This is a genomic window from Pseudomonas sp. B611 (assembly GCF_055407965.1).
Genome location: NZ_JBUZST010000006.1, coordinates 276,568 through 301,647, shown reverse-complemented (window position 1 = coordinate 301,647; position 25,080 = coordinate 276,568). Strand labels below are relative to the sequence as shown.

Here is a 25,080-nt window from a genome sequence, read left to right as displayed (position 1 = left end):
CCGCTCCCACATTTTGTCCCGCGTTCACAACGATGGATTCCAGAAGGACACTCTGTATGCGTATCGTCGTTGCACTGGGCGGGAACGCCCTGCTCCGCCGTGGTGAACCCATGACTGCGGACAACCAACGCGCCAATATCCGAATTGCCACCGAACAGATCGCCAAGATCCACCCCGGCAACGAACTGGTCATCGCCCACGGCAATGGCCCGCAAGTCGGCCTGCTGTCGTTGCAGGCGGCGGCCTACACCCAGGTGTCGCCGTACCCGCTGGACGTGCTCGGCGCCGAGACCGAAGGCATGATCGGCTACATCATCGAACAGGAGCTGGGCAACCTGCTGGACTTCGAAGTGCCCTTCGCCACCCTGCTCACCCAGGTCGAAGTGGACGCCAACGACCCCGCCTTCAAAAACCCGACCAAGCCCATCGGCCCGGTGTATTCCAAGGCCGAAGCGGAAAAACTCGCCGCCGAAAAAGGCTGGGCGATAGCCCCGGACGGCGACAAATACCGCCGCGTGGTGGCCAGCCCACGGCCGAAACGCATCTTTGAAATCCGCCCGATCAAGTGGCTGCTGGAAAAAAGCAGCATCGTGATCTGCGCCGGCGGTGGCGGCATCCCGACCATGTACGGCGAAGACGGCAAGCTCAAGGGCATCGAAGCGGTGATCGATAAGGACCTGTGCTCGTCGCTGCTGGCCTCGCAACTGGAAGCCGACTTGCTGGTGATCGCCACCGACGTCAACGCCGCCTTTATCGACTACGGCAAGCCGACGCAGAAAGCCATCGGCCAGGCCCACCCCGACGAAATCGAAAAACTCGGCTTCGCCGCCGGCTCCATGGGGCCCAAGGTGCAAGCGGCCTGCGAGTTCGCCCGCAAGACTGGCAAAACCGCCGTCATCGGTTCACTCTCGGACATCGAAGCGATTGTCCAGGGCAGCGCCGGTACACGCATCAGCACGGCAAAGCCTGGCATTACCTACCTGTGAAGTTGAGGAGAAACGCCTATGGCCATCTTTGAACCGGGTCACTTGCACGTCGAACGTCATGCGCTCAATGCCAATGACTACAGCTACAACCTGTGCATCGACTACGAAGTCAGCCAGGACCCCAAGGAAGGCAAGGGCATGCTTTTCAAGCTGCATGGTTCGGTGCAGGGCAAGGACCTCAAGGAAGAGTTCTTTTTACCCAAGGACCAGGCGTTCGACTTCGCCCGGCATGCGATGAACATCGCGCAGAAATACGGCATGCCAAAGATCGCGGTGCTGAACGGCTCGATGCACAAGCAATACGACCTGATGTTCGAGGATGTGCGGCATCAGTTGGATGTGAAGCCAGGTGATCCGGTCAAGCCCGAACACCTAGAGTAAGAACACCGTAAATCCCCTGTGGGAGCGGGCTTGTGTGGGAGCGGGCTTGCTCGCGAATACGGTGTATCAGTTGATACATATGCTGACTGACACACCGCCTTCGCGAGCAAGCCCGCTCCCACATTTTGATCTCCACCCCATGTGAGATTTCACCTCTACCCTCGCTCCAAGGCATACTGGCCGCCTCTCGCTCGCCAGAATCCAGATTCGCCCCATGCGTATCCACGTCAGCTTCATCGACCGCGTCGGCATCACCCAGGAAGTCCTGGCCCTGCTCGGTGGGCGCAATCTCAACCTGGATGCGGTGGAGATGGTGCCGCCCAACGTCTATATCGACGCGCCAACCCTCAGCGCCGAGGTGCTCGAAGAACTGCGCGATGCGCTCTTCAGCGTGCACGGCGTGCAGGCCGTCACCGTGGTGGACATCCTCCCCGGCCAGCGCCGCCACCTGCAACTCGACGCCCTGCTGGCTGCCATGACCGACCCGGTGCTGGCCCTGGACAGCGCGGGCAAGATCCTGCTGGCCAACCCGGCCCTGATCGCGCTGTACGGTCGCGAACCCGCCGGCGAAAGCATCAGTGAATTGTTCAACGACCCGGCGCTGCTGGCGACCTTGCTGGAACATGGCTTTCGGTTGCCGCTGCGCGAGATCAGCGTCAACGGCCAGACCCTGCTGCTGGACGCCACGCCGATCACCGACGCCGGCGCCCTGCTGACCCTCTACCAACCCAACCGCATCGGCGAACAACTGTCGGCGCTGCACCACGACCATGCCGAAGGCTTTGATGCGCTGCTCGGCGAGTCGCCGGTGATCCGCACCCTCAAGGCGCGGGCGCAGCGGGTGGCGGCGCTGGATGCGCCATTGTTGATCCAGGGCGAGACCGGCACCGGCAAAGAGCTGGTGGCGCGGGCCTGCCACGCCAGCAGTGCGCGCCACAGTGCGCCGTTCCTGGCATTGAACTGCGCGGCGTTGCCGGAGAACCTCGCCGAAAGCGAGCTGTTCGGCTATGCACCGGGCGCGTTTACCGGCGCGCAACGTGGCGGCAAGCCGGGGCTGATGGAGCTGGCCAACCAGGGCACGGTGTTTCTCGATGAGATCGGCGAGATGTCGCCGTATTTGCAGGCCAAGCTGTTGCGTTTTCTCAATGACGGCAGCTTCCGCCGCGTCGGGGGCGACCGTGAGGTGAAGGTCAACGTGCGCATCCTCAGCGCCACCCACCGTGATCTGGAAAAGATGGTCAGCGAGGGCACCTTTCGCGAAGACCTGTTCTACCGCCTCAACGTGCTCAACGTCGAAGTGCCACCGCTGCGCCAACGCGGCCAGGACATCCTGCTGCTGGCGCGCTACTTCATGCAGCAGGCCTGCGCGCAGATCCAGCGCCCGGTCTGCCGCCTCGCGCCGGGCACCTACCCGGCGCTGTTGGGCAACCGCTGGCCGGGCAACGTGCGCCAGTTGCAGAACGTGATCTTCCGCGCCGCCGCCATCTGCGAAAGCAGCCTGGTGGACATCGGCGACCTCGACATCGCCGGCACGTCGGTAGCGCGCCAGAGTGACAACGAAGTCGACAGCCTGGAACAGGCGGTGGAAGATTTCGAACGCAGCCTGCTGGAGAAGCTCTACACCAGCTATCCCTCGACTCGGCAATTGGCCAGCCGGTTGCAGACCTCGCACACCGCCATCGCCCATCGCCTGCGCAAGTACGGCATCCCCAACAAGCCTTAGCTGACAAACCGCAGTTCAACATGTGAAACCTGGCTTTCTGTGGGAGCTGGCTTGCCTGCGATAGCGGTGGATCAGGCTACCCATCTGTCACTGACAGGCCGCCATCGCAGGCAAGCCAGCTCCCACAGGGATCGCATTCCAAGTTTTGGTCCAGGAACGACATCGGCTGTACTGAAAGCGCTACAGCGTAACGATATCGCTACAACCCTGTTTTTTGCGTGCCATGCAAGGCTTTGATCCACATAGGCTTTTTTTCCTGCGCCCAACTGTAGCGAAATCGCTACAGTCGTACTGCATAACGCTATAACCATTTTTATTAACTTGTTGATTTATAACGATTTAACAACCTTGGCCGCGATCTTGCTAAGCAACTCCCCATTATTCCGTCCACCAGACGAATCTGGCCCCGAGGAGTTTCCATGAGCGAGTTGCGTTTCACTGAAGATCACGAATGGCTGCGCGCCGAAGCCGACGGCAGCGTCACCGTGGGTATCACCGCTTTCGCACAGAACGCGCTGGGTGATGTGGTTTTCGTGCAACTGCCGGAGTTGCAGGCCTACGACAAGGGCGCCGAAGCGTCCACCGTGGAGTCGGTCAAGGCCGCCAGCGGCGTGTACATGCCGCTGACGGGCGAAGTGTTGGAAGTGAACGACAAGTTGAGCGACAGCCCGGAACTGGTCAACGAAGACCCGATGGGCGAAGGCTGGTTCTTCCGCTTTAAACCGGCCGATGCCGACGCGGTAGCTAAACTGTTGGATCAGGACGCGTACGACCGCCTGATCAAAGCCAACGCTGAAGCTTGAGGAGCGCGCAATGACCGTTCAACTGACCACCGCCAACGAATTCATCGCCCGCCACATCGGCCCGCGCCAGGAAGATGAGCAGCAGATGCTCGCCAGCCTCGGTTTTGACTCCCTGGAAGCCCTGAGCGCCAGCGTGATCCCGGAAAGCATCAAGGGCACCAGCGTGCTCGGCCTGGAAGACGGCCTGAGCGAAGCCGAGGCCCTGGCCAAGATCAAGGCCATCGCCGGCAAGAACCAGCTGTTCAAGACCTACATCGGCCAGGGCTACTACAACTGCCACACACCGTCGCCGATCCTGCGCAACCTCCTGGAAAACCCGGCCTGGTACACCGCCTACACCCCGTACCAACCCGAGATCTCCCAAGGCCGCCTGGAAGCGCTGCTGAACTTCCAGACCCTGATCAGCGACCTCACCGGCCTGCCGATCGCCAACGCCTCCCTGCTCGACGAAGCCACCGCCGCCGCCGAAGCCATGACCTTCTGCAAGCGCCTGAGCAAGAACAAGGGCAGCAACGCCTTCTTCGCCTCGATCCACAGCCACCCGCAAACCCTTGATGTGCTGCGCACCCGTGCCGAGCCTCTGGGGATTGAAGTCGTGGTCGGCGATGAGCGCGAGCTGAGCGACGTCAGCCCGTTCTTCGGCGCCCTGCTGCAATACCCAGCCAGCAACGGTGACGTGTTCGACTACCGCGCACTGACCGAGCGTTTCCACGCCGCCAACGCCCTGGTGGCCGTGGCCGCCGACCTGCTGGCCCTGACCCTGCTGACCCCGCCGGGTGAATTCGGTGCCGACGTGGCCATCGGCAGCGCGCAACGCTTCGGCGTGCCGTTGGGCTTTGGTGGCCCGCATGCGGCGTACTTCTCCACCAAGGATGCGTTCAAGCGCGATATGCCCGGCCGTCTGGTCGGTGTGTCGGTGGACCGTTTCGGCAAGCCGGCCCTGCGCCTGGCCATGCAGACCCGCGAGCAACATATCCGCCGCGAGAAAGCCACGTCGAACATCTGCACTGCCCAGGTACTGCTGGCCAACATCGCCAGCATGTACGCCGTGTACCACGGCCCCAAAGGCCTGACCCAGATCGCCCAACGCGTGCACCAGCTGACCGCGATCCTGGCCAAGGGCCTGACCACCCTGGGCCTGAAGGTCGAGCAGCAGCACTTCTTCGACACCATCACCCTCAACACCGGCGCCCACACCGCCGCTCTGCACGACAAGGCCCGCGCCCAGCGCATCAACCTGCGTGTGGTGGATGGCGAGCGTCTTGGCGTATCCGTGGATGAAACCACCACCCAGGCTGATATCGAAACCCTGTGGTCGATTTTTGCCGAAGGCAAGGCACTGCCCGCCTTCGCCGAGACTGAAAGCACCCTGCCCGCCGCCCTGCTGCGCCAGTCACCCGTGCTCAGCCACCCGGTGTTCAACCGTTATCACTCGGAAACCGAGTTGATGCGCTACCTGCGCAAGCTGGCCGACAAGGACCTGGCGCTCGACCGCACCATGATCCCGCTGGGCTCGTGCACCATGAAGCTCAACGCCGCCAGCGAAATGATCCCGGTGACCTGGGCCGAGTTCGGCGCCCTGCACCCGTTCGCCCCGGCCGAGCAAAGCGCCGGCTACCTGGAGCTGACCAGCGACCTGGAAGCCATGCTCTGCGCGGCCACCGGCTATGACGCGATCTCCCTGCAACCGAACGCCGGTTCCCAGGGTGAGTACGCCGGTTTGCTGGCGATCCGTGCCTACCACCAGAGCCGTGGCGATGAGCGCCGCGACATCTGCCTGATCCCATCGTCGGCCCACGGCACCAACCCGGCGACCGCCAACATGGCCGGTATGCGCGTGGTGGTCACCGCGTGCGACGCCCGTGGCAACGTCGATATCGAAGACCTGCGCGCCAAGGCCATCGAGCACCGCGAGCACCTCGCCGCATTGATGATCACCTACCCGTCCACCCATGGCGTGTTCGAAGAAGGCATCCGCGAAATCTGCGGGATCATCCACGACAATGGCGGCCAGGTGTACATCGACGGCGCCAACATGAACGCCATGGTCGGCCTGTGCGCACCGGGCAAGTTCGGCGGCGACGTGTCCCACCTGAACCTGCACAAGACCTTCTGCATCCCCCACGGCGGTGGCGGCCCGGGCGTTGGCCCGATTGGCGTGAAGTCGCACCTCACGCCATTCCTGCCGGGCCACGCGGCCATGGAGCGCAAGGAAGGCGCGGTGTGCGCGGCGCCGTTCGGCAGCGCGAGCATTTTGCCGATCACCTGGATGTACATCAGCATGATGGGCGGCGCGGGCCTCAAGCGTGCTTCGCAGTTGGCGATCCTGAATGCCAACTACATCTCCCGTCGCCTGGAAGAGCACTACCCTGTGCTCTACACCGGCAGCAACGGCCTGGTGGCGCACGAATGCATCCTCGATCTGCGCCCACTGAAAGACAGCAGCGGCATCAGCGTGGATGACGTGGCCAAGCGTTTGATCGACTTCGGCTTCCACGCGCCGACCATGTCGTTCCCGGTGGCCGGTACCTTGATGATCGAGCCGACCGAAAGCGAATCCAAGGAAGAACTGGACCGCTTCTGCAACGCCATGATCGCCATCCGCGAAGAAATCCGCGCGGTGGAAAACGGCACCTTGGACAAGGACGACAACCCGCTGAAAAACGCACCACACACCGCCGCTGAATTGGTGAGCGAGTGGACCCACCCCTACACCCGCGAGCAGGCGGTGTACCCGGTGCCGTCGTTGATCGAAGGCAAGTACTGGCCGCCGGTTGGGCGGGTGGACAACGTGTTTGGTGATCGCAATTTGGTGTGCGCCTGCCCTTCAATCGAGAGCTACGCATAACCTGAGGCTGTACTCGGTCAAAAATGTGGGAGCGGGCTTGCTCGCGAAAGCGGTGGGTCAATCACAGTTGTATCAACTGACAGACCGCATTCGCGAGCAAGCCCGCTCCCACATTTGACCGAGCCAGGCTTAGAAAAATAATAAGAAACCGGAGAACAACTCATGTCTTTAAGCGTGTTCGACCTGTTCAAGATTGGCATCGGCCCCTCCAGTTCCCACACCGTTGGCCCGATGCGCGCCGCCGCTCGATTCGTCGAGGGCCTCAAGCGCGACCACCTGCTGGGCACCACCACCTGTGTCAAGGTGGAGCTCTATGGCTCGCTGGGTGCCACCGGCAAAGGCCACGGCAGTGACAAGGCCGTGTTGCTGGGCCTGGAAGGCGAACACCCCGACACCGTGAATACCGAAACCGTGGCAGCCCGCCTGGCGCAGATGCGCAAGGACGGCCGCCTGAATTTGCTCGGTGAACACAGCATTGCGTTCAACGAGAAAGAACACCTGGCGATGATCCGCAAACCCCTCGCCTACCATCCCAACGGCATGATCTTTCGTGCCTTCGACGCCGCCAACATCCAGATCCGCAGCCGTGAGTACTACTCGGTCGGCGGTGGTTTTGTGGTGGATGAAGACGCCGCCGGCGCCGACCGCATCGTCGAAGATGCAACCCCGCTGACCTTCCCGTTCAAACACGCGAAGGACTTGCTCGGCCATTGCGCGACCTACGGGCTGTCCATCAGCCAGGTCATGCTGACCAACGAAAGTGCCTGGCGCCCCGAAGCGGAAACCCGCGCCGGGTTGCTGAAAATCTGGCAGGTCATGCAGGACTGCGTGGATGCGGGCTGTCGCAACGAAGGCATCTTGCCCGGTGGCTTGAAGGTCAAGCGCCGCGCGGCGGCGTTGCACCGCCAACTGTGCAAGCACCCGGAGACGGCGCTGCGTGATCCGCTGTCGGTGCTGGACTGGGTCAACCTGTACGCGCTGGCCGTCAACGAAGAAAACGCCAACGGCGGGCGCGTGGTGACGGCGCCCACCAACGGTGCGGCCGGGATTGTTCCGGCCGTGCTGCATTACTACATGCGGTTTATCCCCGGTGCGAATGAAGACGGCGTGGTGCGCTTCCTGCTCACCGCCGCCGCCATCGGCATCTTGTACAAGGAAAACGCGTCGATTTCCGGCGCCGAAGTCGGCTGCCAGGGTGAAGTGGGCGTGGCCTGCTCCATGGCGGCCGGCGCCCTGTGCGAAGTGCTGGGCGGCACGGTTTCCCAGGTGGAAAACGCTGCCGAGATCGGCATGGAACACAACCTCGGCCTGACCTGCGACCCGATTGGCGGGCTGGTGCAGGTGCCGTGCATCGAGCGCAACGCGATGGGCTCGGTGAAAGCCATCAATGCCGTGCGCATGGCCTTGCGCGGCGATGGGCAGCACTTTGTGTCCCTCGACAAGGTCATCCGCACCATGCGCCAGACCGGCGCCGATATGAAAAGCAAATACAAGGAAACCGCCCGTGGCGGTTTGGCGGTCAACATTATCGAGTGCTGACGCCTCAAGGCGCGCCAGCACGTTTTTCAGGAGCTGAACATGTCCACCGAAACCCTGTTGAAAACCCCATTGCACGCCCTGCACCTCGAGCTCGGCGCGCGCATGGTGCCCTTCGCCGGCTACGACATGCCGGTGCAATACCCATTGGGCGTGATGAAGGAGCACCTGCATACCCGTGATCAGGCCGGGCTGTTCGACGTGTCCCACATGGGCCAGATCCGCCTCACCGGCGCGAATGCCGCCAAGGCCCTGGAAACCCTGGTGCCGGTCGACATCATCGACCTGCCGGTGGGCATGCAGCGCTACGCAATGTTCACCAACGACCAGGGCGGCATCCTCGACGACCTGATGGTGGCCAATCTCGGCAACGACGAGTTGTTCCTGGTGGTCAACGCCGCCTGCAAGGACCAGGATCTGGCGCACCTGCGCAAACACATTGGCGAGCAGTGCAGCATTGAGCCGTTGTTCGAAGAACGTGCCCTGCTCGCCCTGCAAGGCCCGGCAGCGGTGAAAGTACTGGCGCGCCTGGCACCGGAAGTGACCAAGATGACCTTTATGCAGTTTGCCACCCTGCGTCTGTTGGGTGTGGATTGCTATGTCAGCCGTTCGGGCTACACCGGTGAAGACGGTTTTGAAATCTCGGTACCCGCCGCCAACGCCGAGAGCCTGGCCCGTAGCCTGCTGGCCGAGACCGAAGTACAGGCCATCGGCCTGGGCGCCCGCGACTCTCTGCGCCTGGAAGCCGGCCTATGCCTGTACGGCCACGACATGAACACCGAGACCACGCCGATTGAAGCGAGCCTGCTGTGGGCGATCTCCAAGGCCCGCCGCGCCGATGGCCCGCGTGCCGGTGGTTTCCCGGGCGCCGATCGCATCTTTACCCAGCAGCAAACCGGTGTAAGCCGCAAGCGCGTAGGCCTGCTGCCCCAGGAGCGCACGCCGGTGCGTGAAGGCGCAGAGATCGTTGACGAGCACGGCACCGTAATCGGCAGCGTGTGCAGCGGCGGTTTCGGCCCGACCCTCGGCGCCCCGCTGGCCATGGGTTACCTGGACAGCGCGTTCACGGCGCTGGATACGCAAGTGTCTGCGTTGGTACGTGGGAAAAAGGTGCCACTTCGTGTAAGTAAAATGCCATTTGTGCCGCAACGTTACTATCGCGGCTGATTGACTGTTTCTATAAGTAACGCGGTTGCGTTAACGCGCACTAATTTGTAACGCAACCGCCATAAAACAGTGCATTGACGATAGTCAATTTAATAGGGAATAACCTATAACAAGTGACCAACTCTATCGAATAAGCCGAATCCATTGCGGTGACAAAAGTGTCATAAAGCCGAGCAAACGCTGGGGTTTTGGCAGGGCTTGTATTTTCTCTATTAGTTGGCGTAGAGTTTGCCCACTGTGTTTGCATGGGTCGCTTTGAACCTGGACCTGGGCAGTAGCTGAAGTAGTTACGCTACAACCCGTTCGACGTCTTACTTTCCTGCAATCCAGCCCAGTACTCTTTCATGCGAAAGAGGCTGTCATTAATTTTTAGCGTCAAGGAAATAAGAAAATGGCTGAACGTCAGAGCGGCACCGTCAAGTGGTTTAACGACGAGAAAGGGTTTGGTTTTATCACTCCAGAAAGCGGTGCGGATCTGTTCGTGCATTTCCGCGCTATTCAAGGCAACGGCTTCAAGAGCCTGAAAGAAGGCCAGAAAGTGACCTTCATCGCTGTGCAAGGCCAAAAAGGCATGCAAGCAGACGAAGTACAAGCAGAAGGCTGATCCTTCCTGCGACAAAAAGCCCCTGACATGACATCAGGGGCTTTTTTATGGGCGATATTCCGTACTATGGGTTTTTTCCCCAGAGAGCCCTGCCATGTCCAAATCCCTGCTGAGCCCCCAGGGCGAATTTCCCGCCGTTGGCCTGGGCCGTCGTCTGGCAGCGATGTTCTATGACTTCTTGCTGTGCACCGCGCTGCTGATCGTCACCGCGTTTGTCTACAAGCTGGTGTGGATGGCGTTTATCGGCGAAGCCAAGATGCGTACCCTCACCGAATCCGGCGCGCTGGACGGCGACCCGTTGCTGTCAACGATCCTGTTGTTTGTGGTGTTTGGTTTCTTCGCCAAGTTCTGGACCCATTCCGGGCAGACCCTGGGCATGCAGGTGTGGGGCGTGCGCGTGCAGAACGCGGATGGCTCGCGAATCAGCCTGTGGCAGGCGCTGCTGCGGTTTGTGGTGTCGATTGCGTCGTGGCTGTGCGTGGGGCTGGGGTTTGTCTGGTCGCTGTTTGATAAGCAAAAGCGCAGCTGGCATGACATCTATTCGGATACGCAGTTGGTGCGGATCCCGAAGCAAAAAAAATAATCACAGGCTAGTGAAAATCCAAATGTGGGAGCGGGCTTGCTCGCGAAGGCGGAGTGTCAGTCGCAGGTTTCATTGACTGATACACCGCCTTCGCGAGCAAGCCCGCTCCCACATTTTTGACCGAGCTCGCCTCAGGTCAGGCGTTGCCCGCCAGCTTCAGCCGCGCAGCCTGGGTGAAATCCAACATGCGCTTGAGCGGCCTTACCGCCTGCGGAATCACCGACGGCTCGACAAAGATCTCGTTGCTGCCCTCACGCAGGCACTGCAACGTACGCTCCAGCGTATTCATCGCCATCCACGGGCAATGCGCGCAACTGCGGCATGCCGCGCCGTTGCCAGCGGTGGGCGCTTCGACAAACACCTTGTCCGGGCACAGCTGCTGCATCTTGTAGAAGATGCCGCGGTCGGTCGCCACGATAAACGTCTTGTTCGGCAAACGCTGGGCGGCAGCGATCAGTTGGCTGGTGGAACCCACGGCGTCCGCCAGTTCGATCACGGCGGTCGGTGATTCCGGGTGCACCAGGATCGCGGCGTCCGGGTACAGCGCCTTCATGTCTTCCAACTGCTTGGATTTGAACTCTTCGTGGACGATGCACGCACCGTCCCACAGCAGCATGTCGGCACCGGTCTGGCGCTGGATGTAGGTGCCCAGGTGTTTGTCCGGGCCCCAGATAATGGTCTCGCCGTTGTCCATCAGGCTCTCGACGATTTCCAGCGCGCAGCTGGACGTCACCACCCAATCCGCGCGGGCTTTGACCGCTGCCGAAGTGTTGGCGTAGACCACCACCGTGCGCTCGGGATGCTGGTCGCAAAACGCGGAGAACTCGTCCACCGGGCAACCCAGGTCCAGGGAGCACGTGGCTTCCAGGGTCGGCATGAGGATGCGTTTTTCCGGGGTGAGGATCTTGGCCGTCTCGCCCATGAACCGCACGCCGGCGACCAGTACGGTCTTGGCCGGGTGGGCGGCGCCGAAGCGGGCCATTTCCAGGGAGTCGGAAACACAGCCACCGGTTTCTTCGGCCAGGGCCTGGATCACCGGGTCGCAGTAGAAGTGGGCAACCAACACCGCGTCCTGGGCTTTAAGCTCGGCGGCAATGGCGGCGCGCAGGCTCGCCTCTTCATCGGCGCTGAGGGCCTTGGGCTGCTTGGCGTCGAGGTGGGCTTGAACCAGAAGGCGTTCGGAAATTTGCGTCATGTTCGCAAGACCTGCAGGCGCACTAGCGCGAAAGTCGAGTGTACCACCGGCTCTGGAGCCCTTCGGGCGCCGCCGGACGAAGTGTTTTTGTTCATCAAGCACGGGTGAAACAGAAGCTGCGCAAGGCTACAGAATATCCAATCGTTTCAAAAGCCTAATCTGGCATCCAGCGGCACGCCCGTCGGGCAAAAAAAACGGCAAGGCCCAGTGATGGGCCTTGCCGTTTTCATGTTGGCACCGGTCAGAAGCGGTAAGTGACCGAACCCCCAAAGCCGTTGGCGCTGTTTTCGTACTTGGCGTCGTAGGTCAACTGCAACTGAGGATTGTTGTCGCGCACCTTGATCGGCTCCTCCTTCAGGTAAGAATAGGCGACGTCAAAGGTCAGGTTATCCACGGGCGTCCAGCCGGCACCCAGGCTGAATACGGTGCGGTCGCCCGTAGGAATACGCACGGAACGATTGGTGTTGTTGGTCGGTGTCTGGTCCACGGAGAAGCCCGTGCGCAGCACCAGTTGCTTGTTAAGCTGATACGACAGGCCGATCGCGTGGGACCAGGTGTCATGCCAGTGCTGTTCTTCGGTGATGGAATCCAGGCCGGCCAGCTCAGCCGTAATGTCGGACACGCCGGTGTTGTTGACCGTGATCTTCTTCAACTGACTCCAGCGGGTGTAGGTGCTGCCCACGTAGAGGGTCAGGGCATCGCTCAATTGCTGGGTGACCGAGAAGTCCACGGAGGATGGCGTGGTGACATTCAACTTCGCGTCATACTTCTGCGGCCCACCGTCCAGCAGGTCGGACAGCACACCCGAAGCGTTGGTATGGCCGCTCAGGTGATAGACCACTTGCGAATGGTAGGTGACGCCAACACGAGTAGTGTCCAGGGCCTGCACCAGAATACCGGCGTTGAAGCCCATCGCGGTGTCATCGCCCTTGATCTTGGCCGTTTCCGTGCCCAGGCCAAACGCAGGCACCTTGGAATCCAACTCACCGCTGATCTTGTTGAAGGTCGGGCCGAAACCTACCGACACCTTGTCGTTGAACGCATAGCTGACCGTCGGTTGCACGGTGATGACCTGCACCTTGCTCTTATTGCCAAAGCCATTGCCTTGGAAGCTGTGCTCATAGTCGGTCACCAGGCCAAACGGTGCGTAGACCCCCAGGCCAAACGCCCAGTGCTCATCGATCGGCGTCACCAGGTAGCCCATCGGCACGGCAATGCCGGGAACCATGTCGCCTTTGTTGGTGCCAGGGTTGTCCACGCCACCCTGGGAGGAACTGGCGTCCTTGATGTTGGATTTGGCATCGAGGTAGGTCGCGCCGATGCTCACTTCGTTCTGTTTGATGCGAGCCATACCGGCCGGGTTACCGAACACCGTACTGGCGTCGTCGGCCGAAGAGGAGCGACCGGCGTAGCCTGTACCCATTGAACTGATGCTTTGTTCATTGAGCGCAAAACCACCGGCGAACAGCGGTGTGGAGGCAAGCGAAATGGCAAGCGCCAAAGCGCTTCTGAGAGTTTTTTTATTCATTATTAGGACTCGAATTGTTGGGCAGCGGGGAGAAAACTACCAACGTTCGAGCGGAGCAATTATGAAGAGTTTTTCATGCGCGAGATTGTCGGACAATCCTATCCATTTCAAAGACTTTGACCGATTTAGCGCTTCTTTTTATGACTTTTTAACCTGATCGTGACCCGCTGGTTTTAGAGGCCGACGGGGCTCAGATCAGCCGAGCATCCAACTCCCCCGCCCAGGCCATCAACGCCGCCAGCAAAAAGAAACTGCCGCAGGCCGACTCCACCTTCTGCTCCGTCGTCGCCGACGTGCGATAGCAATGCCCGTTGAAACGCCCGTCGACAAAGTCATCGCTGCGCACGATCGCCGCCAGCAAACGCCCCGCCTCCTGCTGCAACACCTGCCCATCGGCCAGCTCCAGCGCCTGCGCTTGCAAGGCCAGCGACGCCATGGCCGCCGCGCATGGATCGTGCGGTCCATCGGGCTGCCCCAGGCGGTTGAGCGGTGCGTGCACCGAGCGGCTGCGCAACCAGTATTGGCTGGCGCGCTGGGCATCCTCGTGGAATGGCACACCGTACAGACGCGCACCGACGCCGAGGCCGAGCATGGCCCAGGCTTGCCCACGGGACCAATCGCCCGCAGGGTCGCCAACGTGCCATTGCCCCTGCTCATCAAGGGCATGGCTGCTCCAGGCGCCCGCCGAACCCGCACAGGCACGAAACGAGGTATGCAGGTGCTGGCGCCCCAAACTCAGCAGGTCAGGGGCGTTGCCTAATGCGAACAGGTTTAACGTCGCCGCCAGTGGGTCGATGCTTAAGCTACGATCCCCCTGCGCGCCGCCGCCCATCTCACGGCCCAGGGGGATGCAACCGAGCACCGGATCAAACGCATGGGCCAGGCGCTGTGCGGCCTGTTGCGCCAACTCCGCAGCGTCGGGATCCGCCAATAACTGCGCGCCAAGACCAGCGCCATACCAGAAGATCAAGCTGCGGTGATGGGTATCGCTGTCGAGCTTGTCGCGCAGGCGTTCAGCAATCCTTAGCGCTTGTTGCCGATCCGCCTGACGCCCGTAATGGACGGCGCGCAGCCACCACCAACCCGCCCAGAAACCGCCCAGCCACGAGCCACCGGCCGAGACTTTCCACGCACCGTCGTTGTACAGCGGAAAACCCTCGCCACACAGCCCGTGGATCTGTTCCACCCGCGCCAGAATCGCCTCGATGGCGCGCTGCGTCTCGGCACTGTTGAGCGGCCGGTCCAACACGTCGAACGCGCTCATTTGACCACCTGCAAACCCGGCGCCGCGCGTACCCGTGTCAGCACCAGGCTTAGCCCACAGGCCAGCAGCACCACGCCGATGGGCATCCACCAGGACTGGCCGAACACCAGCCCGAACAACGGCGGCCCCAGCGCAAACCCGCCAAAAAAGCCCACCGACAGCAGACCGGCCGAGGGCGCCGGCGCGCCGAAACCCGGGTCGCGCAGCACCATGCTCATGGCGATGGCATTGGTCGCCACCGCCGTCAGGCCCATGCCCAGCGCACCGGCCCACAGCAGCCAGTGACGCGCGGGCGTAGCCTGGGCGGTCAGCCACAACGCCACGCTCGCCAGCAGCAGCAACACCAGCAACAACCACGATTCATCGGCCATGCGCGCGCCCAACGGCGTCAACAGCGTGCGCGCGACAATGCCCATCACACCGAAGCCGGCGATCAAGCCACCGATGGCCGTGGCCGACATGCCCTGCCCGGCGGCGAACACGCCGAGGAAGGTCACGAAGGATGACAGCACAACACCCACGCACAGCTGGATACTCATCAACACACCGAGGCGCGCGGTCGGGCGCGCCACCCGCAAACTCAGCGGTTTGCGTGCCGATGCTGCTGGCGCCACACGCGGCCCCAACACCGCCAACAACAACGCCGGCAGCAGCAGGCACGCCAACGCCCCACGCCAACCAAAACCCAGCGCCAGGCCCGGCAACAACGCCCCGGCAAACAGCGCCGAGACTTGCACCCCGGACTGCTTCAACCCCACCACCGCCGCCTTGAACTTCGGCTCGACGCGCTCGGCAATCAGCAGATTGGTCACCGGGTTGGCCAACGACTGGGCGATGCCGCACACCGTCAGCGCCAGCACCACCCCAAAGAACCCCGGCAAGGCAGCAAGCAGGCTGTAGGAGCACGCCGTGCTCCAGAACAACAACGCCAGGCCACGCCGGCTGCCCAGCCAATTGACCAGCGGCCCGGCCCACAACGACAGCAACGCCGCAAAACCAAAGGTGCTGGTGATCAACCAACCGAGCCACGGCGTCGGCACGCCAAGGTCGGCGACCATCAACGGGCCAAGGGTGCCGACCGCGTAGAAGATCAGCATCGGCAGGGCCATGGCGCTGGTCAGCACCACGCGCAACCACAGGCTATTGCTCATCCCCGCGCTCCCACCGACGGCAGGTCGAAGTCCAACCCGTCCACGCCACAGCTATCGAGCAACTGCCGGCCGACCGCACTGATAAGCGCATCGTCGGTGCCATCGAGAATATGCGTGGTGCGCGCTGTGTTGTAGATCCCCGGCAATGGCGACCACGCGCTCAGCCCTTCGGCGCCCATGATCTGGATCGCCGAATCCGCCGCCGCGCTCAACGCCTGGGACGCCGCTACCTTGGCGATATTCACTTCAACGCTGTTGGCCACGCCCGCATCGCGCTTGGCCGCTGCGTCCTGCAACAACAACCGCGCACTGGCGATTGCCTGGTACACGCTGAACACCCGCAGGCGCACCAACTGCTTGTCGGCCAGCCGCGCCTGCTGACCACGGGGCGAATGAATGCGCACGCACATCAGGTCGAAACAACGCTGGGCCAAGCCCAGCCAATGCACCGAACGCAGGATGCGCCCCAGGCCAAGCCGCTCCTGCATCAACGCCAACCCCTGCCCCGGTTGGCCCAGCACATAGCCAGGCGCCACCGGCACATCCTCGAAGGCCAACTCGCCCTGACCACTGAAGCGGCCGAGGATCGACAACGGCCGCACCACGCGAAACCCCGGCGCATCCGCTGGCACCAAAAACATCGACAAGCCCTGCGCCGTCTGCGCCACCACCGTGACCAACGCCGCCCGCTCGGCGCGGCAGATAAACCATTTGCGCCCGTTCAAGCGCCACTGGCCGTCGATCAGTTCGGCATGCGCGGTGATGGTCGCCGGGATCGAACCGATGCTGTCCGGCTCGGACATGCCATAGCTCGACACCATCGCCCCACTCGCCAACGGCTCCAGGAAACGCTGGCGCACCGCCTCGCTGGCGTGGCGGCTGAGCATGTGCAAATCCAGGGTGGCGTCATCGCCGAAGATCGCCGGGGCGTATTCCGAACGCCCCTCCTGCTCGGCCACCGCCAGGTACTCGCGCAGGCTACCGCCGGTTTGCGGATAAAAATTACCCCACAACCCTTCAGCCCGCGCCTGCTCGCTCAGCTCGGCCAGCAACTGCGGGTTGCTGGCCAACTCGCCTTCCAAAGGGATGATGCGCTCATCGACAAACTGCCGTACCCGCTGCGCCTTCAACATGCGATGCCCGCCCCGCTTTCGAGGAACGCCACTTCGGCGGCCAACGATTTCTTGTCGATCTTGCCCGCAGGCGTCAGCGGCAATTGGCGATAGAAACGCAGGTACTCCGGCAGCTTGTTCACCTCCAGCCCTTGCTCGCGCAGGTAGTCGGTCAGCTCGCTGAGGGAGAAACGCGGCGCACCGTCACGCAAGGTCACGCAGATGCACACGCGCTGGCCGAGGTCGGGGTCGGGTACTGCCACGCAGGCGACGCTGACCACGTCCGGGTGGCTGGTGGCGAGGGTTTCGATCTGCACCGGGCTGATGTTCGCGCCGCCACGGATGATGATGTCTTTCTTGCGTCCGGCGAGGATCAGGTAGCCGTCGTTGTCGATATAGCCGAGGTCGCCGGTATTCACCCAGCCTTCGGCGTCGCGGTACTGCGCGTCGAGCTCCGGCGCGTTGACGTACTGCATCGGGCTCAACGGGCCGCGCGCCTTGATTTCGCCGACGCTGCCCTGGGGCAATTCCACGCCGTCTTCGTCAAAGATCTTGATCGCACACACCGCAGGGTTCGGTCGGCCGACGCTGTAGAACACCACATCCAGCGCATCGTCCAGGGTGTTGTGACAGTTCACCCCATCGGCGGAACCGTAGAGGCTGATAAAACCGCAACCGAACGCCTCGACACAGCGGCGCACAGTCACCTCATCAATCAGCGAACCGCCGCAAATCAGGCCGAGCAGGCTGGATTTATCCACCTGCGCCAAACGCGCATCGGCAGCGATACGTTGCAGCATGGTCGGCACGCCGAGGATGTGAGTCGGGCGCAATTGGGCGATGGCGTCGATGGCCGCCGCGACATCGAATTGCGGCAATACCGCAATCGAACCGCCGAGCCAGGACAGGCTGCCAAAGGTCGCCGTCGAACCAAACGACGAACCCAGCGGCACCAGGTACAGGCCACGGAACGTACCGCCTTCGGGATGCACGCGTTGCAGGAAGCGCCCGCGCCCACCGACCAGGGCGTTGTGGGAATAGGCGACCAATTTAGGCTCCGACTCGGTGCCGGAGGACACCAGCAAGCGCACCGGAGAATTCGGGCACACGTCGGGCAATTGCGCTGCGCTCAACGGCTCGGCCTGGAACATCTGCTCCAGGCTCAACCAACCTTTGCGCGCCTCGCCTTCGACGATCAGCACGCGCAGCGACAGCAGCGTCGGGCGCAGGGCTTCGATGACCTGGCACAAGTCGATGCCGGCGTATTGCGCCGGTACGATCACCGCACGCGCATCGCAACGGCGCACCAGGGATTGAATATCGAGGCTGCCGCGCCCCGGTGGAAACGGCGCGACCACCGCGCCCAGCGCCGCAGCGGCGAGGTCGATGGCGCAACTGCGCCAGCTGTTGGTCAGTTGATACGCCACCACGTCACCGGCGACGATGCCCGCGTTGCGCAAACTGGCGGCCATGCGCAGCGCCGCTGCATGCAGCTCGCCGTAGGTGACGCTGCTATCGGGTTCAAGCACCGCCGGTTTGTGCGGGTCGCGTTCGGCATGTTCACGAAACAGTTGATAGACCGAACGGTTGGGGTAAGTGCCGTCCTGTTCCCACACGCTGCGCACAGCGGCGGGAACCAGATCGATAATGCCTGCGTTGTTCATCGAAAACTCCAGTGAGCGTTGACCGAGGTATAGGCATTCACGCTTAAACACGTCTTCAATCGCCTGTCTTGAGCCAGGGCTGACAGGTCTTCTACGGCCACCACGGCCGGGATGTCGGCGGCGCCCAGCACCTGTTGCCAGGTAGCGGCGGGTTGCGACGCCAAGGCGCTGCGGATTGCTGCGTCGCTATGCAAGTCGCAGGCGAGGATGTTTTCCAGCTGTGCAAGTTGCGCCGGGGTCTGGCAGTCGATGGCCAGCACGCCGTCGGCGGTCGGGTAGACGCCCTTGAGCAGGCTCGGTGCGGGTGCGTCCTGCACCGTCAGCAGATTGGCGGCGCCCAGCAGCGAGCTGTCGACCCGCGCGCCCTGGCCGCTGAGGGCACGGTGCAGCAATGCCGCACTCACGCCTTGCGCCGCGACCACACCGCCCAGCACATCGAGCACGGTGAACAACGAGCCACCCGGCGTCGCCGAAGCCTGGCCAATCTGTGCGCCGACGCCGGACCAGGCTTGCACCATAAAATCGGTGCCGGGCAGCGGCTCGCCCGGGCGGTCGTGGCCCCAGCCGCCGGCGTAGGCGTACACCAGCGCCGGGTTGATGCGCAGCAGGTCGGCGCTGTCCAAGCCCAGCTCGGCGGCCTTGCCCGGTGCCCAGTTGTGCAGGAACACATCGGCGTCACGCACCCGTTCAAACAGTTCGTCGCGACCGGCGCGGGACTTGATGTCCAACTCGCGCACCTGCTTGTGCCGGTTCAGCGCATCGAAGCGCACCGACACGCCATCGACACACGGCGGCATGCCGCGCAACGGGTCACCACCGGGCAACTCAAGGCGGATCACCTCGGCGCCCAACATCGCCAGCAGATGCCCGGCCAGCGGGCCCTGGATGCGGCGGCAGGATTCGATCACGGTGAGGCCGCTCAACGGCAACGCCGGGTTGTCCAGGCAGCGCAATGGCTGGCCGCCGGCGGCGACGGCAAAACTCCATGGGCCTTGGGCGATTTGCGCGGGCAGGTCCGCATCGCTACGGCGCTCGGCAAGGCTGCGCAACGGGCACACCGCCATGCCGCTCAAGGCACACAGCGCGGTGATGCGCGCCATCGACAAGCGCGCCATGGCCTGGCGGAACACCGGCGGCATCGGCGCGACGGCTTTGGCATAGCGCAGCAGGAAGGCTTTCCAGCCCTGCCCGGCCTGTTCGCCGTCGATGCCGACCTGCGCCCAGAAGCGCCGCCAGGGTTCGGCGTCGAGGGTTTCCAGTTCGAAATACACGCCGTCCGCCGACATGAACGGCGGGCGATTCTTTGCGCACGTCGCCCCCGGCAACAGGTGTTCGGCTTCAGCACCCGCCGTGGCACCGGCCAGGTATTGGGCGATGCTCAACACGCCGGCGCCGGCCATTGAGGTGTCCACGCGGCTGAAATCGCCGCCACGCAGTTGCCCGACGGCAGCGGCGAACACGCCTTGCAGCGCGAGGCTGGCACCGAGGGTGGAGACGTAATCCACCCCCAGCCCCTGGGCCTTGCCGCTGGCCCGGCCGTGCACCGACATCAAGCCGCACGCCGCCTGTACCGTGTGTTCGGTGGCGCCGGCGTGAGTGCCGTCAGCCCAGCCATGAATCACAGCCTGCAATGACTTGAGGTCAGGGTGATGCAGGCCGATGCGCATGGCGTCGCGCTTATCGCTATCGTGGGGCGCCAGGCCCAGCGCCGTCGCCTGGTAGCGCAGTGACGCGGCCAAGCTGGCCAACCCGGCCGGTGCGCCGGTAAACGTGCCGCTGAGGCTACAGCCGTGTAGAAGTGCAGACATTCGACATTCGCCAGAAAGGTGATTGATCGCTGCGCGCGCGACCTCGGGTGAGGTACGCCGCGCCAGCCCTGAGAGATCGCCGTCGATCAGCCGCCCGCGACGGCCGGCAGGATGGTGATGGCGTCACCGGCCTTGAGCGCGGTGCCCAGGTTGTCGGCGAAACGGATGTCGCCATCGTTGACGTAGATGTTCACGAAGCGATGCACCTGGCCGTCGCCGATCAGGCGATCCTTGACGCCTGGGTACTCGCGCTCCATCTGTTCAATCACTTCCAGAACTGTATTGCCTTGCACTTCCACGCGTTTCTGATCCTGGGTAAAAGAGCGCAACAAAGTGGGCACCATCACGGAAATCGACATGCAGAACTCCCTGGGCCTTAGTTGGCCCATTGATTAATTTCGGTTTAATTAACGATGTAGATAACTTCTTCAGTCACTTTGCGTTGCACGATACGAAAACTGCGCACTGCAACTTCAACTTCCGGCAGTGTTGAAACAATCACGTAGTGCACCGATGGATCACCGGCATAACTCACATCTTCCGCACTCGGATACGCCACGCTGGCGGTGTGGGAGTGGTAGATCACCCGGCACTCTTCGTCCCGCTCATCCAGTTCGCGCCACACCGCCAATTGCTGCTTGGGGGCGAAGCTGAAGAACGTTTCGGAGCGCGCCGCGTTGTCCATCGCCACCAGGCGTTCGGCGGTTGGCTCACCCAACGGCGCGGCGATGATGCCGCAGGTTTCCAGCGGGTGATCGCGGTGCGCCTGTTCCAACATGGCCTCCAGCAGGCCGGCACGCAGCTTCAACATGGCCGTCAGTAGCTCGGCAACGTCGGTTCGACATCACGCACCCAGGCCAGTACGCCGCCGTCGAGGTTGCGCACGTTGCTGAAGCCGCGTTGCTGCAATTCCAGCATGACTGCCTTGGAACGCATCCCGGATTTGCAATGCAGCACCAGGTTGGCGTGCTTGCCGAAGCGGGTTTCGATCACTTGCGCGGTGTTCGGGCCCTTGGGGATATGTTGCGCGCCGGGGATGTGCACGATGTCCCATTCGGTCTGTTCCCGAACATCGATCAGCAGCAGGTTTTCCCGGCGTTCACGCAGGGCGTGCAGCTCGCGGGCGCTGATGGACGGAATGTCCGAAGGCAGCACGCCGTGGGGCGCCAGCAGGCCGCAGAACGCCTGGTAATCGCTGAGGGCGGTAATTGGCTGACGACCCGGCGCACGGCGCAGCGGCATTTGGCGGTAGGACATTTCCAGCGCGTCGTAGACCATCAAGCGGCCCAGCAGGCTTTCGCCGATGCCGGTGATCAGCTTGACCGCCTCGGTGGCCATGATCGCGCCAATCGACGCGCAAAGGATGCCCAACACCCCGCCTTCGGAGCAGGACGGCGCCAGTTCCGGCGGCGGCGGCTCGGGGTAGAGGTCGCGGTAATTGAGGCCCACGCCACCGGGAGCGTCTTCCCAGAACACCGAGGCCTGGCCCTCGAAGCGGTAGATCGAGCCCCACACGTACGGCTTGCCGGCCAGCACGCAAGCGTCGTTGACCAGGTAGCGGGTGGCGAAGTTGTCGGTGCCGTCGAGGATCAGGTCGTACTCGCTGAACAGCTGCACAGCGGTTTCCGGTTCCAGGCGCAGGTTGTAGCAGTTGACCTGCACATGGGGGTTCAAATCGCGGATCGCGGCGGCGGCGCTGTCGACCTTCAATTGGCCGACGGTGGCGACGCGGTGGATCACCTGGCGTTGCAGGTTGGATTCATCCACCACATCAAAATCGATAAGGCCCAAGGTGCCGATACCGGCCGCTGCCAAGTACAACAAGGCGGGCGAGCCAAGACCACCGGCACCAATGACCAACACTTTGCTGGTCTTTAAACGGCGCTGGCCGTCCATGCCGACATCGGGAATTAACAAGTGCCGACTATAACGGGTTATTTCGTCGTTACTTAGTTGGGCAAGTGGCTCTACAAGTGCAGGAAGTTTCATCACAAATACCTGTTTCCGAATGCAAGTGATTCTCAAGTAAACACTTGGTTTAATCAATTCAACAGGCCAGGGGTTTCATATTCATAAGGGATATTTTTGTATGCGTTTAAATAAACAGTTGTGAACGGGACACCTGTGGCGAGGGAGCTTGCTCCCGCTGGGCTGCGTAGCGGCCCCAAAATCTTGGGAGCGCTGCGCACTCCAGCGGGAGCAAGCTCCCTCGCCACGAGAAGCCCGGATCAGCCGAGGAAGGTCGACATGTCCTTGCACACCGCGCTGAACGCCTGCACAAAATGCCGCGCCTCGGACTCGCTGAGCACCAGCGGCGGCTGGATGCGCATGACCCGGTTGTTGTTGGCGGTGACAAAGGTCAGCACGCCATGCTCCCGGGACAATTTGCTGACAAAGCGCAGCACGAACATCTCCTCGAAGTTTTTCTCCACCTCGCTGATGGCCTCGTCGATATGCCGCTTGGCCTTGCCCGACAGCATGCGATAAGTGCCCGCCGCGTTGCCCGGCATACGGCTGGCGAACTCGCGCACAAACGCCTCGACGCCACCCTTGTAGCTGTACTCGAACTCGATGGCGATCATCAGGCCCTGGCCACGCACTTCGCGGATGAACGGGTAGCCGCTGACGGCTTCACTCAGGGCTTCCTTGAGCTGCGCACCGACCCGCGCCGCGTTGCCGGCCAGGTCTTCGTTGGCGATCACCTCCAGGGTGGCGAGGGCCGAGGCCGAGGCGAAATTGCCGCCGCCGAAGGTCGAGGTGTGCAAGGCAAAGGTGTCGATGCTGCCGTAGGCGCGGTCCCAAAGCGCCGCGCTGGACAGCGTCGCGCCAATCGGCACGGCACCGCCGGAGAGGGATTTGGACAGCACCAGAATATCCGGCACCACTCCTTCCCACTCGCAGGCAAACAGCTTGCCGGTGCGGCCGAGGCCGGTCTGGATTTCGTCGAGGATCATCACGCAATCGTGGGCGGTGCACAGCGCCCGCACCTGTTGCAGATAGCCCGCTGGCGGGAAGATCACGCCGCCTTCGCCCTGGATCGGCTCGAGGATGAACGCGCCGACATCGCCTTGTTGCAGGGCGGTTTCGAGGGCGTGCAGGTCGCCGAAGGGAATCGAATCGCAGCGCGGCAGCAGCGGCTTGAACGGGTCGCGGTGTTTGTCGCGGCCGGTCACCGACAGCGCGCCGAGGGTCTTGCCGTGGTAGCCGTTGTCGCAATACAGCACGCGTGGGCGGCGCATCGCGGCCATCGCCAGCTTCAACGCGGCTTCAATGGCCTCGGTGCCGGAGTTGCTGAAAAACACCCGCTCCAGATTACCCGGCGCCAGCTCGCTCAGGCGTTGGGCGAGCAGGCTGGTGTGCAGCGGCACCGATACGTACTGCACGAACGTCGGGTGCTGGTTTTGCAGGAAGCTCTGCAACGCCAGGTTGACGTTGGGATGGTTGTGCCCGGTGTTCAGGCAGCCGTAGCCGGCGACGAAATCCAGGTAACGGCCACCATCCAGGTCGGTCAGCCAGCAGCCTTCGCCCCTGGTGAAGACGCGCTCGATATGGTTGAACTGGTAGAACTCGCGCAGTACCGGGTTGATGTGCTGGCCGAAGCAGCGCAGGGCTTCGGCGCGCAGGTCGGCGGGCGGCGCCACGTCCTGGCGGCGGTGGAAACGGCGCAGGGGCTGGAAGTCTTCATCGCGCAGGCGCTCGCCATAGGAGGCCATGGGCGACGGCGAGAAGCCGTGCAGCTCGGCGATGCGGCCGATTTCCAGGACTTTTTCTTCAGGCAGTTCACGGCCGATGGAGAACGCTTCGGCGCGGCCTTCCAAGGCCAGCACCAGGGTTTCGGCTAGGCAGCCGTTGAGGAATTTCTTCGGCGCGAGGCCGAGGTTTTCTGTGCCGAAACTCACCGCGTCGCTGGCCGACACCAGGCCGCCGTCGACGATCAGGATGTCATTGCGGTCGTGGTTGAACGCCAGCACATCGCGGGGCAATGCGGCGTCGATCACCACCGAACCGGGGGCCAGGCGATAGGGGTCGATCACCCCGCCGCTGGAGGTGGCCGCGACGTAGAAACGCACGTCGTCGTAGCAGCTTTCGATCTCGGCGGTGAGGCGCACCTGGGCGTGCATTTCCCCCGGCAGATAGGCCAGGCTTTCCAGGCCTTGCTCGACGCTGCCGCGATGCACCAGGCGCAGGCGGCAACCGTGGCGGGCGAGCAACTTGGCGATGACCAGGGCGATGGAGCCGGGGTAGCCGACCACCGCAACTTCGCTGTCGGCCGGGTCCACGTCGAGGCGTTGCATGGCTTCCAGCACGTTCTTGTAGGCGGCGTAGGCGGTGAGGGAATTACCGGTGGTAACCGCCACGCCACTGCGCTCCTGAGTCTGCAAGCCGCGGTTGCCGACGATGGCCGTGAAGCCCCCCAGACCGACCAGATGGGCGCCCTGCTCCTTGAGGCTGTTCACGCCGTCCAATACCCGCGCGGCAATGCTGCGTGGCTGGCTGAGCATTTGCTCGGCGGTCAGTGGCAGGTAATGCAGGATGCCTTCGCAAGTGGCGCCGGTGGCGCTGACGATGCGCCCGAAATCGGCGAACGGCACCAGGTTGCGCGGTTGCCAAAGCTCGGGCTGATAGCCACGGTCTTGCTCGGCGAGCGTGCGGTCGAGCAGGTCGATGATCTTCACTTGGCGTTGCAGCGCGATGGAAGTCGGGTGAGCGATAAAACCGAATTTCAT

The 25,080-nt window shown here is 62.8% G+C and carries 20 protein-coding genes; 9 read left to right on the top strand and 11 right to left on the bottom strand.

Going from position 1 to position 25,080, the window contains the following annotated elements:
* The first annotated feature begins 56 nt into the window (after positions 1-56).
* The 9 genes from arcC (at position 57) to ACZRMO_RS16150 (ending at position 10,631) form a co-directional block, all read left to right on the top strand.
* Positions 57-986 (top strand): carbamate kinase, encoded by a 930-nt coding sequence (gene arcC / locus ACZRMO_RS16190; protein WP_124524917.1) that lies wholly within the window; start codon positions 57-59, stop codon positions 984-986.
* An 18-nt stretch (positions 987-1,004) separates the two neighbouring features.
* Positions 1,005-1,367: a DUF5064 family protein gene (locus ACZRMO_RS16185; protein WP_207040665.1), complete on the top strand. Its 363-nt coding sequence runs from the start codon at positions 1,005-1,007 to the stop codon at positions 1,365-1,367.
* 214 nt (positions 1,368-1,581) lie between these two features.
* The gene (locus ACZRMO_RS16180) at positions 1,582-3,090 is read left to right on the top strand and encodes a sigma-54-dependent transcriptional regulator (RefSeq protein WP_448183364.1); all 1,509 of its coding nucleotides are present in this window, start codon (positions 1,582-1,584) and stop codon (positions 3,088-3,090) included.
* 419 nt (positions 3,091-3,509) lie between these two features.
* The gene (gene gcvH, locus ACZRMO_RS16175) at positions 3,510-3,893 is read left to right on the top strand and encodes a glycine cleavage system protein GcvH (RefSeq protein WP_078738842.1); all 384 of its coding nucleotides are present in this window, start codon (positions 3,510-3,512) and stop codon (positions 3,891-3,893) included.
* Between the two features lie 10 nt (positions 3,894-3,903).
* Positions 3,904-6,741 carry an aminomethyl-transferring glycine dehydrogenase gene (gene gcvP, locus ACZRMO_RS16170; RefSeq protein ID WP_463973460.1) on the top strand — a complete coding sequence of 946 codons (2,838 nt, stop codon included), beginning with the start codon at positions 3,904-3,906 and terminating at the stop codon, positions 6,739-6,741.
* A gap of 162 nt (positions 6,742-6,903) precedes the next feature.
* On the top strand, positions 6,904-8,280 hold the full coding sequence (locus tag ACZRMO_RS16165) for an L-serine ammonia-lyase (protein ID WP_463973459.1): 1,377 nt from the start codon (positions 6,904-6,906) through the stop codon (positions 8,278-8,280).
* 39 nt (positions 8,281-8,319) lie between these two features.
* Entirely contained in the window at positions 8,320-9,444 is a 1,125-nt protein-coding gene (gene gcvT / locus ACZRMO_RS16160; RefSeq protein ID WP_463973458.1) for a glycine cleavage system aminomethyltransferase GcvT, read from the top strand.
* A gap of 391 nt (positions 9,445-9,835) precedes the next feature.
* Complete coding sequence (locus ACZRMO_RS16155) at positions 9,836-10,048, top strand: cold-shock protein (protein ID WP_004887993.1); 213 nt, start codon at positions 9,836-9,838, stop codon at positions 10,046-10,048.
* A 94-nt stretch (positions 10,049-10,142) separates the two neighbouring features.
* Complete coding sequence (locus tag ACZRMO_RS16150; RefSeq protein WP_463973457.1) at positions 10,143-10,631, top strand: RDD family protein; 489 nt, start codon at positions 10,143-10,145, stop codon at positions 10,629-10,631.
* Between the two features lie 136 nt (positions 10,632-10,767).
* Here the strand turns inward: ACZRMO_RS16150 and nadA are convergent, their stop codons facing one another.
* From nadA to pigE, 11 genes are all read right to left on the bottom strand, one after another.
* Positions 10,768-11,826 carry a quinolinate synthase NadA gene (gene nadA, locus ACZRMO_RS16145; RefSeq protein ID WP_159955586.1) on the bottom strand — a complete coding sequence of 353 codons (1,059 nt, stop codon included), beginning with the start codon at positions 11,824-11,826 and terminating at the stop codon, positions 10,768-10,770.
* A gap of 241 nt (positions 11,827-12,067) precedes the next feature.
* Entirely contained in the window at positions 12,068-13,354 is a 1,287-nt protein-coding gene (locus ACZRMO_RS16140; protein WP_463973456.1) for an OmpP1/FadL family transporter, read from the bottom strand.
* A 190-nt stretch (positions 13,355-13,544) separates the two neighbouring features.
* Positions 13,545-14,618, bottom strand: a complete 1,074-nt coding sequence (locus ACZRMO_RS16135) for a glucuronyl hydrolase (protein WP_463973455.1) — start codon at positions 14,616-14,618, stop codon at positions 13,545-13,547.
* Positions 14,615-15,769, bottom strand: coding sequence for an MFS transporter (locus ACZRMO_RS16130; protein WP_463973454.1), 1,155 nt, complete (start codon positions 15,767-15,769; stop codon positions 14,615-14,617). The genes ACZRMO_RS16135 and ACZRMO_RS16130 overlap by 4 nt, the downstream gene beginning before the upstream one ends.
* A complete protein-coding gene (locus ACZRMO_RS16125) occupies positions 15,766-16,902 on the bottom strand; it encodes an acyl-CoA dehydrogenase family protein (RefSeq protein ID WP_463973453.1) in 1,137 nt (378 codons plus the stop codon). The genes ACZRMO_RS16130 and ACZRMO_RS16125 overlap by 4 nt, the downstream gene beginning before the upstream one ends.
* Positions 16,896-18,545, bottom strand: coding sequence for a class I adenylate-forming enzyme family protein (locus ACZRMO_RS16120; RefSeq protein WP_463973452.1), 1,650 nt, complete (start codon positions 18,543-18,545; stop codon positions 16,896-16,898). The genes ACZRMO_RS16125 and ACZRMO_RS16120 overlap by 7 nt, the downstream gene beginning before the upstream one ends.
* Complete coding sequence (locus ACZRMO_RS16115; RefSeq protein ID WP_463973451.1) at positions 18,542-20,353, bottom strand: CoA transferase; 1,812 nt, start codon at positions 20,351-20,353, stop codon at positions 18,542-18,544. The genes ACZRMO_RS16120 and ACZRMO_RS16115 overlap by 4 nt, the downstream gene beginning before the upstream one ends.
* Before the next feature lie 86 nt (positions 20,354-20,439).
* Entirely contained in the window at positions 20,440-20,712 is a 273-nt protein-coding gene (locus tag ACZRMO_RS16110; protein WP_463973450.1) for a MoaD family protein, read from the bottom strand.
* 44 nt (positions 20,713-20,756) lie between these two features.
* Positions 20,757-21,164, bottom strand: coding sequence for a M67 family metallopeptidase (locus ACZRMO_RS16105; protein ID WP_463973449.1), 408 nt, complete (start codon positions 21,162-21,164; stop codon positions 20,757-20,759).
* A gap of 5 nt (positions 21,165-21,169) precedes the next feature.
* Positions 21,170-22,342, bottom strand: a complete 1,173-nt coding sequence (gene moeB, locus ACZRMO_RS16100; protein ID WP_463973448.1) for a molybdopterin-synthase adenylyltransferase MoeB — start codon at positions 22,340-22,342, stop codon at positions 21,170-21,172.
* Positions 22,343-22,581: 239 nt separating this feature from the next.
* A complete protein-coding gene (pigE, locus tag ACZRMO_RS16095) occupies positions 22,582-25,080 on the bottom strand; it encodes a prodigiosin MAP biosynthesis aminotransferase PigE (protein WP_463973447.1) in 2,499 nt (832 codons plus the stop codon).

What these genes read in the sequence shown, in the direction of transcription:
- ACZRMO_RS16110 (WP_463973450.1), bottom strand. Translation starts at nt 20,712, where the DNA reads ATGTCGATTTCCGTGATGGTGCCCACTTTGTTGCGCTCTTTTACCCAG.
- ACZRMO_RS16155 (WP_004887993.1), top strand. Translation starts at nt 9,836, where the DNA reads ATGGCTGAACGTCAGAGCGGCACCGTCAAGTGGTTTAACGACGAGAAA.
- ACZRMO_RS16130 (WP_463973454.1), bottom strand. Translation starts at nt 15,769, where the DNA reads ATGAGCAATAGCCTGTGGTTGCGCGTGGTGCTGACCAGCGCCATGGCC.
- ACZRMO_RS16120 (WP_463973452.1), bottom strand. Translation starts at nt 18,545, where the DNA reads ATGAACAACGCAGGCATTATCGATCTGGTTCCCGCCGCTGTGCGCAGC.
- ACZRMO_RS16135 (WP_463973455.1), bottom strand. Translation starts at nt 14,618, where the DNA reads ATGAGCGCGTTCGACGTGTTGGACCGGCCGCTCAACAGTGCCGAGACG.
- ACZRMO_RS16125 (WP_463973453.1), bottom strand. Translation starts at nt 16,902, where the DNA reads ATGTTGAAGGCGCAGCGGGTACGGCAGTTTGTCGATGAGCGCATCATC.
- moeB (WP_463973448.1), bottom strand. Translation starts at nt 22,342, where the DNA reads ATGAAACTTCCTGCACTTGTAGAGCCACTTGCCCAACTAAGTAACGAC.
- gcvH (WP_078738842.1), top strand. Translation starts at nt 3,510, where the DNA reads ATGAGCGAGTTGCGTTTCACTGAAGATCACGAATGGCTGCGCGCCGAA.
- pigE (WP_463973447.1), bottom strand. Translation starts at nt 25,080, where the DNA reads ATGAAATTCGGTTTTATCGCTCACCCGACTTCCATCGCGCTGCAACGC.
- ACZRMO_RS16140 (WP_463973456.1), bottom strand. Translation starts at nt 13,354, where the DNA reads ATGAATAAAAAAACTCTCAGAAGCGCTTTGGCGCTTGCCATTTCGCTT.
- nadA (WP_159955586.1), bottom strand. Translation starts at nt 11,826, where the DNA reads ATGACGCAAATTTCCGAACGCCTTCTGGTTCAAGCCCACCTCGACGCC.
- ACZRMO_RS16150 (WP_463973457.1), top strand. Translation starts at nt 10,143, where the DNA reads ATGTCCAAATCCCTGCTGAGCCCCCAGGGCGAATTTCCCGCCGTTGGC.
- ACZRMO_RS16185 (WP_207040665.1), top strand. Translation starts at nt 1,005, where the DNA reads ATGGCCATCTTTGAACCGGGTCACTTGCACGTCGAACGTCATGCGCTC.
- gcvT (WP_463973458.1), top strand. Translation starts at nt 8,320, where the DNA reads ATGTCCACCGAAACCCTGTTGAAAACCCCATTGCACGCCCTGCACCTC.
- ACZRMO_RS16115 (WP_463973451.1), bottom strand. Translation starts at nt 20,353, where the DNA reads ATGTCTGCACTTCTACACGGCTGTAGCCTCAGCGGCACGTTTACCGGC.
- arcC (WP_124524917.1), top strand. Translation starts at nt 57, where the DNA reads ATGCGTATCGTCGTTGCACTGGGCGGGAACGCCCTGCTCCGCCGTGGT.
- ACZRMO_RS16165 (WP_463973459.1), top strand. Translation starts at nt 6,904, where the DNA reads ATGTCTTTAAGCGTGTTCGACCTGTTCAAGATTGGCATCGGCCCCTCC.
- ACZRMO_RS16180 (WP_448183364.1), top strand. Translation starts at nt 1,582, where the DNA reads ATGCGTATCCACGTCAGCTTCATCGACCGCGTCGGCATCACCCAGGAA.
- ACZRMO_RS16105 (WP_463973449.1), bottom strand. Translation starts at nt 21,164, where the DNA reads ATGTTGAAGCTGCGTGCCGGCCTGCTGGAGGCCATGTTGGAACAGGCG.
- gcvP (WP_463973460.1), top strand. Translation starts at nt 3,904, where the DNA reads ATGACCGTTCAACTGACCACCGCCAACGAATTCATCGCCCGCCACATC.